The sequence below is a fragment of the Psychrobacter sp. genome, assembly GCF_030454045.1.
Taxonomy (GTDB): Bacteria; Pseudomonadota; Gammaproteobacteria; order Pseudomonadales; family Moraxellaceae; genus Psychrobacter.
Window position 1 is genome coordinate 58246 of the sequence record NZ_JAKDJE010000004.1, and the last position, 15940, is coordinate 74185.

Annotated in this window: 11 protein-coding genes; 4 read left to right on the forward strand and 7 right to left on the reverse strand. The window is 46.4% G+C overall.

Features of this window, described 5'->3' with window-relative positions:
* Nucleotides 1-82 precede the first annotated feature (82 nt).
* Genes L0G63_RS01500 through L0G63_RS01510 form a run of 3 tightly spaced genes read left to right on the forward strand, consistent with a single transcriptional unit; the run spans nt 83 to nt 4566 of the window.
* On the forward strand, nt 83-1708 hold the full coding sequence (locus L0G63_RS01500; RefSeq protein ID WP_301449069.1) for a (2,3-dihydroxybenzoyl)adenylate synthase: 1626 nt from the start codon (nt 83-85) through the stop codon (nt 1706-1708).
* Between the two features lie 45 nt (nt 1709-1753).
* Complete coding sequence (locus L0G63_RS01505) at nt 1754-2623, forward strand: isochorismatase family protein (protein ID WP_301449070.1); 870 nt, start codon at nt 1754-1756, stop codon at nt 2621-2623.
* Between the two features lie 23 nt (nt 2624-2646).
* Nucleotides 2647-4566: an AMP-binding protein gene (locus L0G63_RS01510; RefSeq protein ID WP_301449071.1), complete on the forward strand. Its 1920-nt coding sequence runs from the start codon at nt 2647-2649 to the stop codon at nt 4564-4566.
* A gap of 103 nt (nt 4567-4669) precedes the next feature.
* Here L0G63_RS01510 and dhbA read toward each other — a convergent pair whose 3' ends face one another.
* The 7 genes from dhbA to L0G63_RS01545 form a co-directional block, all read right to left on the reverse strand.
* Nucleotides 4670-5428, reverse strand: a complete 759-nt coding sequence (dhbA, locus tag L0G63_RS01515; RefSeq protein WP_301449080.1) for a 2,3-dihydro-2,3-dihydroxybenzoate dehydrogenase — start codon at nt 5426-5428, stop codon at nt 4670-4672.
* A 20-nt stretch (nt 5429-5448) separates the two neighbouring features.
* Nucleotides 5449-6597: an isochorismate synthase MenF gene (locus L0G63_RS01520; RefSeq protein WP_301449072.1), complete on the reverse strand. Its 1149-nt coding sequence runs from the start codon at nt 6595-6597 to the stop codon at nt 5449-5451.
* A gap of 248 nt (nt 6598-6845) precedes the next feature.
* Nucleotides 6846-7667 (reverse strand): 4'-phosphopantetheinyl transferase, encoded by an 822-nt coding sequence (locus tag L0G63_RS01525; protein ID WP_301449073.1) that lies wholly within the window; start codon nt 7665-7667, stop codon nt 6846-6848.
* On the reverse strand, nt 7642-8403 hold the full coding sequence (locus L0G63_RS01530) for a thioesterase II family protein (RefSeq protein ID WP_301449074.1): 762 nt from the start codon (nt 8401-8403) through the stop codon (nt 7642-7644). The genes L0G63_RS01525 and L0G63_RS01530 overlap by 26 nt, the downstream gene beginning before the upstream one ends.
* Nucleotides 8404-8534: 131 nt before the next feature.
* A complete protein-coding gene (locus L0G63_RS01535; protein ID WP_301449075.1) occupies nt 8535-10118 on the reverse strand; it encodes an ABC transporter ATP-binding protein in 1584 nt (527 codons plus the stop codon).
* The gene (locus L0G63_RS01540; RefSeq protein ID WP_301449076.1) at nt 10115-11725 is read right to left on the reverse strand and encodes an ABC transporter ATP-binding protein; all 1611 of its coding nucleotides are present in this window, start codon (nt 11723-11725) and stop codon (nt 10115-10117) included. The genes L0G63_RS01535 and L0G63_RS01540 overlap by 4 nt, the downstream gene beginning before the upstream one ends.
* Nucleotides 11726-11886: 161 nt before the next feature.
* Nucleotides 11887-13029 (reverse strand): histidine decarboxylase, encoded by a 1143-nt coding sequence (locus tag L0G63_RS01545; protein ID WP_301449077.1) that lies wholly within the window; start codon nt 13027-13029, stop codon nt 11887-11889.
* A 542-nt stretch (nt 13030-13571) separates the two neighbouring features.
* Between L0G63_RS01545 and L0G63_RS01550 the strand changes: the two genes are divergently transcribed.
* Nucleotides 13572-15755: a condensation domain-containing protein gene (locus L0G63_RS01550; RefSeq protein WP_301449078.1), complete on the forward strand. Its 2184-nt coding sequence runs from the start codon at nt 13572-13574 to the stop codon at nt 15753-15755.
* The last annotated feature ends 185 nt before the right edge of the window (nt 15756-15940 follow it).

Below are 15940 nucleotides of genomic sequence, written 5' to 3' on the forward strand. Positions count from 1 at the left end.
ATAATTGATAATTATTTTTTTATTGCTCTGATATCCCTTTTTTTACTATGACGTAGCACCGTTTCGCTAAGGTTTTGAGAATATGATTAAATCGCTTATTAAATTTTATCCTTGGCCAAAAAACAGAGCGCAGCACTATATAGCCCAAGGCTACTGGATCAATGAACCACTGACACATATCCTATCTCAGCGTTGCGCTAGCGACCCTAAGGCGACGGCGCTGATTTGCGGTAATCGTCAGTTCAGCTATCAAGCGTTAGATGACTTGTCTACCAATTTAGCCCATCGCATCAACGCTCAAGGTATTGGCAAAGGAGACACCGCCTTGGTGCAGCTGCCCAACACGGCTGAATTTTATATTGTTTTTTTTGCGCTATTAAAAATAGGCGTCGCTCCCTTAAATGCGCTTTATTCCCATCGGCAGCATGAGCTACGCAGCTTCTGTCAGCAAATTAAGCCACAGTTGCTGATCGTGTCAGCGACTCACGAGGTCTTTAAAGACGACGACTTTATTAATGAGCTTCATGCTACCGATCTGAGTCCGCAGCTTGTCTTAACACTGAATGACACTGCAAGTAAGTACAGACTGGAGACATGGATAGCAGGCAGCGATATGGTGGATACTGATGATGCACATCCTGTGCTCTACTCACCTACCCCCGCCGATGAGGTGGCCTTTTTTCAGTTGTCTGGCGGTAGTACGGGCACGCCCAAGCTGATCCCGCGTACACATAACGACTATTACTATAGTGTCAGAGCGAGTGCTGATATTTGCAGACTGGATACTGATACGCGGCTGCTCTGCGCGCTACCGGCGCCGCACAATTTTATGATGAGCTCTCCTGGCGCGCTTGGCGTGCTGTATGCAGGAGGCACAGTCGTTATGGCACCTGATCCTGAGCCTTTAAATTGCTTTTCAATCATTGCGCGTTATCGTGTCACTATGGCGTCACTAGTACCAAGTGCGGTCGTGGCGTGGATAGAGCAAGCGCCCAAACACACAGCACAGCTGCAAACCTTGCAGCTGATACAGGTTGGCGGGGCAAATTTCCCTGAGACGCTTGCACGAAAAGTGCCCACGGTATTTGGCTGTGCTTTACAGCAGGTCTTTGGTATGGCTGAGGGGCTGGTGAATTACACCCGCTTAGATGATCCTGATGAACAAATCTTCACCAGCCAAGGACGGCCGATAAGTCCAGATGATGAGGTGATGATTGTTGATGAGCAAGGCAATCCTGTCCCAGAGGGTGAGGTGGGCATGCTGACCACCCGCGGGCCTTACACTTTTTGCGGGTATTACCAAAGTCCTGAGCATAATACCAACGCATTTGATAAGAATGGCTACTATGCCTCTGGTGACTTGGTACAGCGCACCCCTGAGGGCAATTTGCGCGTTGTGGGGCGCGTCAAAGACCAGATCAATCGTGGCGGAGAGAAGATCGCTTCTGAGGAAATTGAAAACCTCATTCTCGCGCATCCTGATGTGTTAAACGCCGCGCTCATCGCCATCACCGACCCGCGCCTTGGTGAAAAAAGTTGCCTCTACATTATCTCTCGTGACCCTAATATCAAAGCATCAACGCTACGGCGTTATTTGCTAAACACAGGCATTGCTCAGTACAAGATTCCTGATCGTTTCAAGTTTATTGAGTCCATGCCCCTAACCGCCGTGGGCAAAACCGATAAAAAGCACCTACGTACCCTTTAATACAGTCAGTTCACTTACCATCTTAACTATGCTAGCGAGTCCAGTATGACCATCAAAACACTCTCCGATTATCCCATGCCGCAGCCTGAAAGCTACCCTACCAATAAAGTAAATTGGCAACTCGATGCCAAACGAGCCGTACTCCTCATTCATGATATGCAGCGTTATTTTGTCAATTTTTATGAGACGGACAGTACACTTATTAATACCTTGATCCATCATTTAACCCGCCTGCGCCAATGGGCCTATGACAATGGCGTCCCTGTGGTATATACCGCCCAGCCTTATGAACAGCCAGAGGGAGACCGCGCACTACTCAATGCTATGTGGGGCGCAGGCTTGCCAGCATCGACAGCCGATCAGCAGTCTATCGTTGATCCGCTCACCCCAGCTGACACAGATACCGTCTTGACCAAGTGGCGCTACAGCGCGTTTGCCCGCTCAGACTTGCGAGCGCGTATGCAAGGCTGGAACCGTGACCAGCTGATTATAGGCGGGGTTTATGCCCATATTGGCTGTATGGTGACCGCTATAGATGCGTTTATGAGTGACATTCAATGCTTCTTAGTCGGTGATGCGGTTGCCGACTTCTCAGAAGCGGAGCATCGCATGGCACTACAGTATGTGTCTTCGCGTTGTGGTCAAGTGCTCAACACCGAAGCGATCGTCGGGGCAAAAACAAATACAATCACCAAACAGTGGCTTCATACTCGAGTTGAGCAGCTCATTGAGGAAGAGGAGGAGATAGATCCTGAGGAGAATTTAATTATATACGGGTTAGACTCGCTTAGGATTATGCAGCTTGCCGCCGAGTTTAAAGGATATGGCATTGATATTGGTTTTGAAGAAATTGCACGCAATCCAACCTTATCTAACTGGTGGGATTTGATACAACAACAGCAAAAGTCAGCCTAAATAGCACCCTTAGGTAAAAGGATATGAAAAACGTGAGTGATGACCATCTAGAGGGTATTTATACTCCCAACCAAGACACTGCATTTGCAAATGTCGTATTGCATGACTATCTTGATACGATTAAGACCAATGTATTGATCACACCGCCAGATAAAACCGCGCTTATTTTTGCTGACCAATCGATCAGCTACCATGAGGTTGGTCATCATGTTGCAGTAATGATGGCAACCTTTAGGCAGCAAGGCATTCGTGCTGGGTCTGTGGTAGCCATTTGCTTGCACAAAAGCCCCGAACATATCTATACCACGATTGCATGTGCCTTAATGGGTATTGTTTGGCTGCCCATTGATATACAAGCACCGCGCTCAAGAATTGACTATTTACTGACCAACAGTCGCGCCGACTTTGCCGTCAGTCAGGGGCCACTATCGCAGCTGTCTGGCATTCAAATAACGACCATTGATATTGATACCGCGCGCGGTCATAACGATCCGATAGATCTGCGTGACTGGTCTTGCGTCTATGATCTGAGCCGCCGCCCTGCGTACTATCTCTATACTTCTGGTAGCACAGGCAAGCCAAAATGTGTGGTCTTAAACAATCAGGCAACCGCCAACGTCTTGCAACAAACCATCGCACATTGGGACGTCACTCATAACGACGTCTTTATGGCTATCACGCCTTTTCATCATGACATGTCTGTGTTCGATATTTTTACGCCCCTATCAGTTGCAGCGACGCTGGTCATCCCAACTACCGAGCAGCAAAAAGATGCGGGTGCATGGGCAGCATTGATCGCTAAACATCACATCACGCTGTGGTGTAGCGTGCCTGCCATTGTCGATATGTTGCTGACGGTGAGTGGTCATGACCAAATCAAGACCCTGCGCTTAATTGCCCAAGGTGGTGATTATATCAAGCCATCCATAATTACTCTGCTCAAGCAGACCCTGCCTCAAGCGCGGCAGTTTTCTTTAGGCGGGCCGACAGAAACCACCATTTGGAGTATTTGGCATGAGGTCCTTGACGACGATCAACACATCATTCCATACGGGAAGGCCTTAGCACACAACCAGTATCATATCCTAAATGAGCAGCATGCGCCTTGTGAGACTAGCACCATCGGAACCATGTATATGTCTGGAATCAATTTATCAAATGGCTACTTATTGGATGGAGAGACACATCACAATGACTTCATGCCCATTAAAACGACAAATGGCGATGTGGTCATGGCCTTTAAGATGAGTGATTTGGGTTATTATCGAGATGATGGCGCGATCATATTTTCAGGACGCAAGGAAGGGTATCTTAAGGTCAAAGGCGTGCGCATTGCGGCATCTGAAGTTGAAAATGCCTTATCTACCTACCCTGCCATTCATCATGCCGTGGTGATCAGCTGCACACACCCTACCACCGATATCAATGAGCTGGTGGCGCTTTACACCATCAAAAATACGCATGACACAAGCAGTACCAACCGCTTGCCCAAGCAGCAGCTAAGCGCTTTTGATCTAAGAACCTATCTAAAAGATCAGCTACCAAGCTCGCACATTCCCTCTAAGTTTTTATTGATAGACGACATACCGCTAACAGCGAACAGCAAAGTCGATCGTAACAAACTACTAAGCCTAGCGCAGGAACGATTATCTATAGCGCCGACGCCTGTCATAGCGGGCACGCCCACTGATTCTAGTCTGTCAGCAGAAGTGATTGATACCGTTTTGACCTTGTTTAAAAACTATCTACCCAAGCACCAAATACAAACGCTGGAGGGCGATACGCAACTGTTTGCTTTAAGCATAAAACCCAAACAACTGATGACCATTGCCACGCAGCTATCACAGCAACTGAATGTCTCGCTTGATTTTTATTCACTGGTAGTCTGTAAAACTCTGGGTGAGGTGATGATAAAAGCACAGCTTGCTTTAGACCGTCAATAAAGCTGCGTCGCCTAATAAGGATCTAAAAAAGGTTTACCGCGGTAAACCCTTTTTTTATATCTTTGTCTTTTCTATGCCCTTACTCAGTGCTCATACCACCGTGCTAGCACCCTAACGTCGCACCACCATCCACCACCAGATCCTGCATGGTGATATGTGACGCCTGATCGCTTATAAAAAACATGATCACGTTCGTGATGTCTTTAACCTGCGCTATTTTTTGTAGCGGTATGCCAAGTTTATACTGTTTAAGATTGCCCGTAATGGTGGTTTGCTCCCCATTCTCATCTCCCCATAGCTGCGTTTGCATCGCCGTTTCGGTAGATCCTGGTGACACCACATTGGCTCTGACACCATATTCAGCCAGCTCTAATGCCACTGTTTTTGTGAAGTAAGTCAGTGCCGCTTTTGATGCCCCGTAGGCGGACATATTGATACGCGGCATAGTAGCGGCATTGGATGACACCACAACGATACTGCCACTGCGTTTTTCTTTAAAATAAGGCGTCAACTTTTGGCAGAAGTGAAAGCAAGAAAACACATTTACTGCAAAGGTATCCAGCCAATCTTTAGAGGACATATCATTGTGCTGTGCCAAATGCAGGACACCTGCAATATGAATAAAATAGTCAGGGGGACTGACCGTTAATAGTGTCTCACATAAGTGCATAATCTGCTGTTCATCTCGAATGTCGCAAATGTGTACCTGCTGTTGTAACACTGCGGGCAGTTTGTCTTTGGCCTTATCGATACCGATAACCTCAACATCCTCATCTAACAGGCGCTGCATCACATCTGCGCCAATACCTTGATTGACGCCCACCAGCCATGCGGTTTTTTTTATCACAGTGTGATTTGTCATCATGCTGATCCTTAAGTGGGTTACGCGCTGGTGTCACAGAGGCGTAGTATGGTTTTCATTTTGTCTTCTGTCTCACGCCATTCCGACTCTGGATCAGACCCTTCAACGATACCAGCACCCGCGTACAACCGTAATTTTTTATCATTCAATAGCCCGCAACGAATTGTGACGACCCACTCGCCATTGCCTTCTGCATCCATCCAGCCCACCAAGCCTGTGTAATAGCCGCGCTCATACCCTTCATGCTGTAATATAAAATCTTTGGCCAATTGCGTTGGTGTACCACACACTGCGGGGGTTGGGTGTAGCTTTAATGCCAAGCTCAAAGCGTTGGGTGCGGCTTTTCTTAGTGTGCCTTGTAATGTTGAGGACAAATGAAACATGGTCGAGGTTTCAAGCACTTCTGGAAACTCAGACATACTTAGCGTTACACAGTCAGCCACTAGATTGCGCGATATGTTTTCGACAACGATTTTATGCTCGTGCTGATCCTTGATCGACTCCTGCAAGGCTTGTTGGTTCTTTTGATTGTGCTCTAAGCTATCACGCTTGGGTCTAGAACCCGCTAGAGGATTGCTCTTAACGAGTCGATCATTTTTAGACAATAGCAGCTCTGGACTTGCCCCTAGTAGGTACTGCTGATTGTCTACGGGTATCACAAAGTTATAAGCGGTTGGGTTCTTATCCAGCAAGGCGTCTAAATAAAAGGCTAGGTTCTGCGACTTATCAAAACTAACATCAACCGCTTGTGACAGTACTATTTTTGTTAGCTCTGTGCTTTTGAAAGTCTCTAACGCATAATTGACGGTTTTTTTGAACTTATCTTGATTCACCAGTAATGTCTTGTTCTTGATGTGCGTCTCATTTTTTATCAGATCAGTTTTTTTGGTTTTTTGGTCCGACTTATCGTAGTCACTATAAAAATTTAATACCGCGTCATTTCTGATATCAAAAGGAATAGCAGCAATTAAGATTGGATTTTTATCGCCATTATTTTTCATCTCTTTAAAACGATCAGCGATACGCTGATTAAAATGTGCCGTATCTGCTGCAGGTGTCATTAGCGTCTGCGAAAAATTCTTGCCAATCAGGTGATATTCTTTTGTGGAAAAGCAGGCAAAATGTGCTTCATGATTTGTCGGTGTTTCTAAATAGTGTTGTAAAGACATAATTGATATCTCACTGTGGTTATTAATGCATCGATCATTATTGTTACTCACGTTTTATAAATAAAAATAATGGTGATATTGATAATCATTATCAATGATAAATTGCAGGTGGTACTTGTATTAAATGTTTGATACTTATGGACTGTGCTTGATTGACTGTGTTCTACAGAATTGCCAAGACGCTATCGCCACTTGCTATGGACACGTGGCTGCTGTGATCAGTGCATTATATTCATTTTTAGATATCTCTATGATATAGAGCAGATGGTAATGATATGCTGCTCTGTTATCACCCACTGCACCTGCATCACCGCTTGGGCCAGTCCGTTTCCTTGTGCCTTTTGCGTGCTATCGATGACGGTAAAAGTCATAACATCACCAGACACGCCCATATACTCAAACGCTAAAAAACTCAGTAATACATTATATTTGGCATATATCGCCTTAATGAGGCTTTCTTTAGCAGAAAATATCATTAAATAGATATAGTGATTCGGATGTGTGCCACACGAATATTCTACCAGTGCCATAGCTTCTTGATCATTTAAAAAAGCGTAGTGCTGAGGCTCATCACGCTCAAAGCAAACATTGTTTATTTTGGCCTCAATATCCACCCCTATAGCACTGCAATCCTGCATAGATGGTTGCCGATAAGCGCAGCAGATCGCCGTACACGATGTTTTGTCACCTGTGTGGCTAATGCTCCCTGTTATGCCATTTGGCCATAGCGGCTCGCCATGCTTCCCTTTTAATACGGTAAAATGAGTCAAGCCAAACGACTGTAAGGCAAGCTTTGCCGCCAAGCGCCCCGTCAAAAAATCCAGCTTTCGCTTTGTGGATACGCGGGTTAATGCCTTTGGTAAGTCAATATCAAAACAATCATACGCCGCCTCTATCGCAAAATTGGCGGTCAATACAATCACAGACAGCTGATGTATCTGGTGATGCGCGAGCGCCACAGTGATATACGTCAGCCGAATATGCTGGCGTATATCACTCAGCGCCCGCGCATCTTGTGCCAACAAAGCATTGATGTCCGATACCTCACGCTTTGCGGTGTGGTAACGCATACAGCAAACAGTCCTCTATTTTTTTTAGCATTTGCGTAAGCGATGACGGATTTAAAAAATAAAAATGATCGCCTGCCAGTGCATGACACCCCAAAAAAACCTCAGAATGTGCTTGCCACGCTTGCATCATCGCCTCGTCTTCGATATCTGGATCATCAATACCGTAAAATGCAATTAAGGGCGCGGTTAAAGGCGAAGGTGTCTTGGTCATCTGCTGACAGATAAGCTGGTCACTGATAGAAAAATCATTACGCATAATGGTCAAAAAATAGTTCAGCGCTGCTGTATTTTGTAAAATCTCAGGCGGAAAATTATTGTAATGCACCAGTTTTTCGATAATCTCATCATCCGTTAAGTGCTGCCTGTCGCAAATATGTTGCAAATATTGCGGCTCTGGGCGACTGCTGACCACTACCAGTACCAACAGTTCAAGCGCATCCTGTGCGCGTAGATGATCGATCACCGGCCATAGCAAAGCGCCACCGACACTGTGCCCAAATAAAATATAAGGGACGTCTTTATAGGACATTATCGTCTGGGCAATGTCTGCTGCCAATACATTTGGATCATTAACCAATGGCTGCCCCGATCTGCTGCCATGGCCTGCATACTCTATCGGTATGATTTTTATATGCGTATGTTCACAAGTCTCGGCCACCACTGGCTTCCATGCGCTATAGATCGCAGAGCTGCTGCCCGCTGGTGGCAGACAAAACAGGTGATAACGGTTATTCATTGACATCATATTCACTCAGCTTTATATCTCTATGTTTCACCATCTATAGTGTCTGTCTTCAAACACAGGAGCGAACAGCACGCAACTGCGTTTGACCGTCTTTGATATGAGATGACCACTCTATATCAGCCCTATAAAGCGATAGATTGTGTCGGCTGCCAGATCGTCGAATCACGATGCGTCACAAAAACCACCGTGGCAGACAAGGCGCGAATGCTATCGACAATGGCCTTTTCGATCTCTTCATCCAAAGCCGATGTCGCTTCATCTAATACCAAAATAGGCGCTTTTTTGATTAATGCGCGTGCCAGTGCGACGCGTTGACGCTCTCCTCCTGATAAAGCGGATCCTTGCTGACCCACGGACTGATGTATTCCTTCAGGGGCACGATCAATCACAGACTCCAGCGTCATTTTTCGGGCAATGCTGTCAACCTCAACGTCTGATGCTTGCGGATTGCCAATACGGATATTTTCAGCCAGAGTGCCTGTAAATATGATAGGGTCTTGAGGGACATAGGCAATATGCGCTGCTAGATCTTCATATGGCATGTCACTGATCTTTACGCCGCCGAGCAAAATATGACCGTGCTCAGGATCGTCAAAGCGCATCAATAACTCAAGCAAGGTGCTCTTACCGCTGCCGCTCACACCCGTAACCCACACTCGATTGCCTTCTGGAATATCAATATTGATGTCTTTTAAGACGCATGCATGACTCACCTGACACACACTGAGCTGATAGTCAGCAGGAGCGGACTTGATAAGGGCAGGCTCAGGCAGCGTTGGTGTATTGATCGCCTGCTGATAATTCTGTAGAGAGGCCTTTAAATCATTAATACCCAAACCTGCCACAGCCAGTTCACCAAGTGGTGCGGCTGCACGACCGACCAAAATCAGCACCGCCAAGACCATTGCCGCACTACTGCCACCTGTGATAATGAGGTAAGCGGCCATACCGGCTAAGGGTAACACCGTAGCTAGGTTTGAGACAAACACGGCCATGGCGGCAGCGTTGTTGGTGCTTTTTAAGGTATCTTCTTGAATACGCCAGCGCTGCTCAATACGGGCGATGGCGCGCTTGGGGCCTGCCGCTGTTCTTAATAACTCAATATGATCTACCAATTCAAGCGTCGCTTCTGCGGTGCTGGCTTCTGCCTTATGCCGATTATTATCTGCCAGGCTTAGCGCCCGCTGTGATAAAAACTGGGCGATCAGAGACAATATCAATAGCGCCGCCGCCACTAATGCCAGCGCTAACCCTGCAACCATGCCGATCCCAAAGACCAAAAATAAGGGAATGCAGGGCGCATGCAAGAACTTTTGCAGCTGATGCGCGGGGATACTCATAAATCCTGGTATGCCTTGACCGGCAATGGTCGCAACCTGAGCACGATGCTCATTGGTAAACCAAGACAGTTTGGTGCGTGATAAAGCCTGACCCAGCGCCGCGTACAAGTCACCCGCCAGCCGCACACCAGTTAAGTAGCCTGAACGATTGACCAATACGGTAGCAAGAATGGCGGCCGCAGCTGTGATTAAGACCCATTTGGGCGACCATTGATTGACAATACCCAGTGCCAGCGCGGTATAAGCAATGGCTTCTAGGACAGCGACCGCTATCCAGCCTACCCCTACTGTCATCAATCGCCTGCGCGCAATTGCTGGTAATGACGATGTCGGCTTTTTGTGTGGTGTATCTACGGTAATACTCATGACAAACGCTCCAGATCAGTATTGGATGTCAGCTCTAGTCGAGCATTTGTTTGCTCCGACAATGCCTTGTCATGAGTCACCATAATGATGGTCTTTTCTTGGTTATGTGCTTCATCTAGCAAGGCTTTTAGCACTTTTGTAACCCTCGCGTGATCCAAAGCGCTGGTCGGTTCATCAAGCAGAATGATAGGTGCTGATGATAAGAATACGCTGGCAAGACCGATACGCTGACGTTCGCCGCCTGAGAGCGACTGAGCATCAGCGCTCAGCTCCACGCTCAGCTGAGCGCACTCTAGTGCCGCATTAAGCGCTTGATCTGTGGCATTCGGGGCAAATAATAGTAGGTTGTCTTTGACGGTTGCAGGCAATACATCACCCCCTTGCGGTACGAACAATACAGCATCATGTTTGGTGTTTTCATCCAGCTTGGCTATATTCGTGTTTGCCAGCTGCACCTGTCCGGTGTGCAATGGCTCAAAACCTGCCAGCATACGCAGCAGCGTCGTTTTACCCACGCCGCTGGGCCCTGTGATGGCAGTGACGGCATTGGTCTTAAACGTATGCGTCAACCCGTCAATTATTTGGACATTATCGATCACCATCTCAGCGTCTGTAATTTTCAGCGTGAACGGCGCTGATAGCTGCGTTATTTGACCCTTGGGTAATATTGGTTGTTGTAATAATGCGATCAGCCGACTTGCCGCCGCTTTACCAGCGCCAACATAATCTAGCCCATGCCCCAAACGTAACGCGGGACTGACAACGGCGAGACTAAAAAACAAGATCGTGGCCATCACTGGGGTGTCGTAGTCATAAGCGATCAGATAAGCAACGGCAAATGTCGCTACCGCTTGTAGCAGTGCCACGGCCATACCTGCGAGCGTCGCCACTTTACTTACCCACATGACCAAGCTGTCTGTAAAGCGCTTGGTGGCATCATGATAAGCAGCCAGCGCCCCCGACTGTTGGCCATAGATGCGATTGACGCGGATACCACGTGCATAGTCATCTACAGCAGAGATGACCTCGCCCACCACCTGCATGCGCGCAGCACCATCACGCGCTGTCACGCGCGGCACAATGACTAGATAATATAAAGAAGCGATCACACCTGGCAGTAAGACCCACAGCGCCACAGGGCCTGCCACACTCACCAATATAACAATAGATGCCAGCGGTAAAATCGCAAAGCTTGTCACCTCTGAGGGTAGATGCGCCACCATATGATGCAGCGTCGTAATATCTTCTGACACCAAGCGCCGTAAAGACTGATCGCCTTGTTTGGATAATGTGCTGGCAGGCAATCGGGTCACATGATTGGCCACTTGCCGCCGCAGTCTTGCAGAAAACGCTGCTTCTGCATCATGAGCAAGCCAAGATGCGGCCGCTGCAAACAAAGCGCCTAGCAACCACAGCCCCACAGCCGCAATAACCCACTGCGATGCAAGATCATCGATTAATTTGACCAAGCACCACAGCGCCCCAAGCATGGCCAGACCAGATAAGGACGAGGACAGCACTCCAATAGAGAGCTTGGGTAGTGCAGGACGTAAAGTGGGCATGATTACTGGGTCAGTCATCAAGCTGCGCAATGTTAACTTACTCATTGGCTTCTCCGATGACCGTGGTTGGTTTGTTTCATAAATTGAATCCAGCGCGCTTATTTACCAGCATGATTGGTTGTCAGCATGATTAGAAAAAGGTAGCGGCCAATAGTTTTGATCGCTTTGCGTTTAAGGTTAGGTAGAACAGTGATGCTAAGACCGCATTAGCTGGGCTGTAGACGCTCTTGTAAGCTTGCAACCACATCTTTAATCAAAGCATCAATCTTGTGACTGTCTTTATGATGCGCGGTCGCAATCAAATGAGCATGATCCTCAGAGACAGCAAGGCCATGCTTTTTCCACACCGCCTCAGCGGGGCACGGAAAAACCACAGTGATAGAGTTGGGATTGCGCCACGCATCAATCCCCGCTGCTTGGAATTGATCAACCGCATATTGAGCCATGCTCAGACAGCGATGGATACGTTGCTGCCACTGCCGTGCTGAACGGTTATGAATGGCCGCCCACATAAATAGTACGGAGTGACCATTTCGAGAGCCGCTAATGGTTTGATCGCGGGCGCAGATATAGTCGATATCTACGGCGATACGATCGACGTTGTTACGTTTGGCAACGACAATACCGCATGGCACAGGCGAGCCAATCATTTTATGTCCAGACACACTGATAGAGTCGATACCATCGGCAAATGAAAATGGCTGCGGACAGTCCACAAAAGGCAAAATCATACCGCTGAGCGCCGCATCTGCATGTAAATAGTAGTCCTGACGACAGATGCCAATGTGATCTAATTGCTGTTGAATGATTTTTATATTGTCTACCGCTCCTGACATGGTCGTACCAATATTGGCGAAGATGATGGGGTTTTTGTCCCCATTGCGCTGCACCTGATGAATCAAATCATCGTAATCCATTTCACCGTTGTCTAAAGACGCAATGACACACGACTTCATGCGCAGCAGTTTTGCAATTTTTAAGACCGAATAATGCGTCTCTTTGGAGTAGTACAGCGTGGCATGGGGAAACAGCTCTCTTGCTAAATAACAGCAAAACATGTTCCCTTCTGTCCCACCGTTAGTGACATAGCCCCAGCTGTCCTTAAAAGGTATTTGAAACAAATCGGCATAGTAATTCATTACCTCTTTTTCAAACGAAAATGAGTTCAGCGCATAGTTACTGGGTGCGTCCCAGTCGCCGCAGTTGTTGAGGGAAAAATTAAAAAACCGATACAAAGCAGAATAGTCGAAGTCTGCAGACTCAGGATAGCCAACATTAAAATACTGATTTTTTAGGCAATAATGCCAAAAGTCATTGAGACGTTCTTGACAAGCAACAGGTAGCATCACATTCATTCCCACCACAGATTAGGTTATACATGGTTATTTTTTACGATTAAACAGTCAACCCAAGTAAGTTTTCTACTGTTAGGTACGTACTTACAGGCGATTAACTCCCGCTATAATTTTTTGTCAATCAGTTATGAGCAAAGGCTTTAGAGCCTTGTTATGAAGAGGCTATTTAGGCGTGGCTAAATTCACACTCTTGACAATAGTTTTGATTATAATGATAATGATAATGATAATCAACATCATTTAAAAATTAAGATTTTGATTTGCTCATCAACGCTTAGCTCGCTGATATGTTTTGGTACGTTTCATTTGTGCATACAGTTCATGAGTACAAAACTTCAGTGCCTCCTATTTAGATAGCATATGCGGCACTGGACTGCTTACTTTTTGGTGTACAACCCGATCAGACGCTTACTATTCGACGTGAGGCATGAGTACAAGAGCATTGATACAAATACGCTGCTACACCAGCCCTCTTTACACACATGCCTCTTTACAAGAATGAGGTTTTTATTAGTTTTTATTCAATAGGACAAATTATGTTGGCACAGAATTCTACATCACAAGTACAGCTGCTCATGCCAGTCAGCGACTATGAAGAACACATTTGGATGCTACAATTACAACAACCTGAACAGGTTATTCGACACAGTGGGGCTTGGCGTCTGAGTAGCGATATCGATGAGGTGGTATTACGCCAAGCGATCAAAGATACTATCGAGGAGATACCTGATTTAAATGTCAGATACCGCTTTAGTGATGATGGGGACTTGTATAAATACCAATATGAACAACCTGAGTGCTGCTTACAGACGGCCAGCGTGGCTGCTACCGACATCCCTAACTATATGTCCAAGCTTAAGGATATGCCGTGGAATGCGGCTCTTAACCCGCCTTTTAATTCATTTATTGTACATACTGAGTGCGATACTGTTCTCATACTAGAATTACATCCCATACTTGATCAGGCTCATCATTTAACAGACATTACTGGTGTCATAAAAAACCACTATCATCAGCGGATGCCGCAGGATGCTACTCTGAGCTGGACAGCCATTGAGGCGCCAGTATCAACACCCAGCACACAAAAAAGCGCCTCAGAGCAGGCGCAAAATCAAGAAGCGCTTACGGCCATTATCCTTGGCGAATTTCGCGCCGCACTGGCAGAGCCTGAAATGACGGCAGTAGATGATTTCTTTGATTATGGCGGTCACTCATTATTAGCCACCCGTATCATTGGCAAGCTTGCCCAATCTCATGGTATTGACATTGGTTTTAACGATTTTTTTAAGTCACCCTCAGCTACAGCCCTTGCCGAGCATGTGAGCGTCAATACGACTGATCACACGACCGAGACGCCAACAGCAGCAAATGACGCTGCCGTCTTTCAAGAACAAGCACCACTGACATTGGCGCAGCAGTTTTTGTGGCATGCTTATACGGCCTACGAGTTTAGTCCGATATACAACCTGCCTTTTGCCGTCGCTTTTTCTGAGGCGGTCGATGAACAGATTCTCTATCAAGCTTTTAGCGATATCATCAAACGTCATGCCAGTTTGCGTACGACCTTTCACACACAGAACGATGTAACGATACAGCGCATTGTGCCTGTCTCGGAGCTGAATCAATATCAATGGTTTTGGTCCAGTGAAGACAGTCAAGGCGTCACCCTGACTGATGAAGCCGATTACCAATTTGACCTCGCCTCTGAGCTGCCATTAAAAATTCGCTTTTTGCAAAGCCCAGCATCTGAATCACAAGTGTTGTCCTTACTGATACATCATATGGTCATTGATGAGTGGTCATTAAATACCATCATGGCAGACCTCTCTCAAGCTTATCTGTCTCGAGCCCTACATCAAGAGCCGCAGTGGGATACAAGCGCAGGTAATATCAATGATTTTGCGCTACTTCAGCAGCAGCAAGGGATAAACCAACAACATGTCAATTATTGGACAAATAGGTTACGTGATGCCCCTAAGGGCTTCTCTCCGCCTGACTCATCAGATAGCGCCACTATCACGCCATATGAGATATCAACCAACGCGCAATGCATAGAGCTTGATCTTGGTACAGAGGCCTATAAGACAATATCTGCCTTTGCTCGGCAACATGGTTCGTCCTTATTTGGGGTTATATATACAGCTATCGCCCTATCTTTGCACAAGCAAAGTGGGTTAGACGATATCGTTATTGGTACGTCCGCCTCTGGCAGAACCGATGCCGAATTCTTCGATACGGTTGGCTATTTTACAACGATGGTCGCTCATCGCATCCAATTCGATACTGAACAATCTGTTGAATCGCTACTCAACGATATTACGTTTACCATCAATGATTCGATGCGCTATGCAGACATTCCGATTGATATTATTCAAAAATCACTGGGAATGTCCCCTACCGATGGCCTACTCTTTGATGTCTATATACACATTCATTCAAATAATGCCTTAAACGGCACGTTAACTGACCCTAATAATAAAGCGCTACACTATCAGCAGATACCACCGAAAAAAGACATCTCGATGTTTGGGCTACATTTTGAGATTATGGATGACGTATTTGAGGAAGATCAGCATGCTTTACGCATAGTGACTACCTATCAAAACGACCGCTATTCTACGGCGTTTGTAGAGAGTATTTGCGACAAAATCAGTCAGATATTAGAGATACTAAATACCACCAACGGCAGTCATTATCCGCTCGGTCAAGTGCTACTCTGATGTGATTTAAGCGCGCAAATTTACACACGATTTTTGATATATTGGCATATATAAACTTCTTCATAACGGTGCTGTATTTTTCAATGCGATTGGCGATAAATCATACCAATCGCTCAGCTAATGTCATTTGAGGTGTAATGGACATTATTCATGCTGGCGTAGGCTCTAAAGCTATATACTGTCTA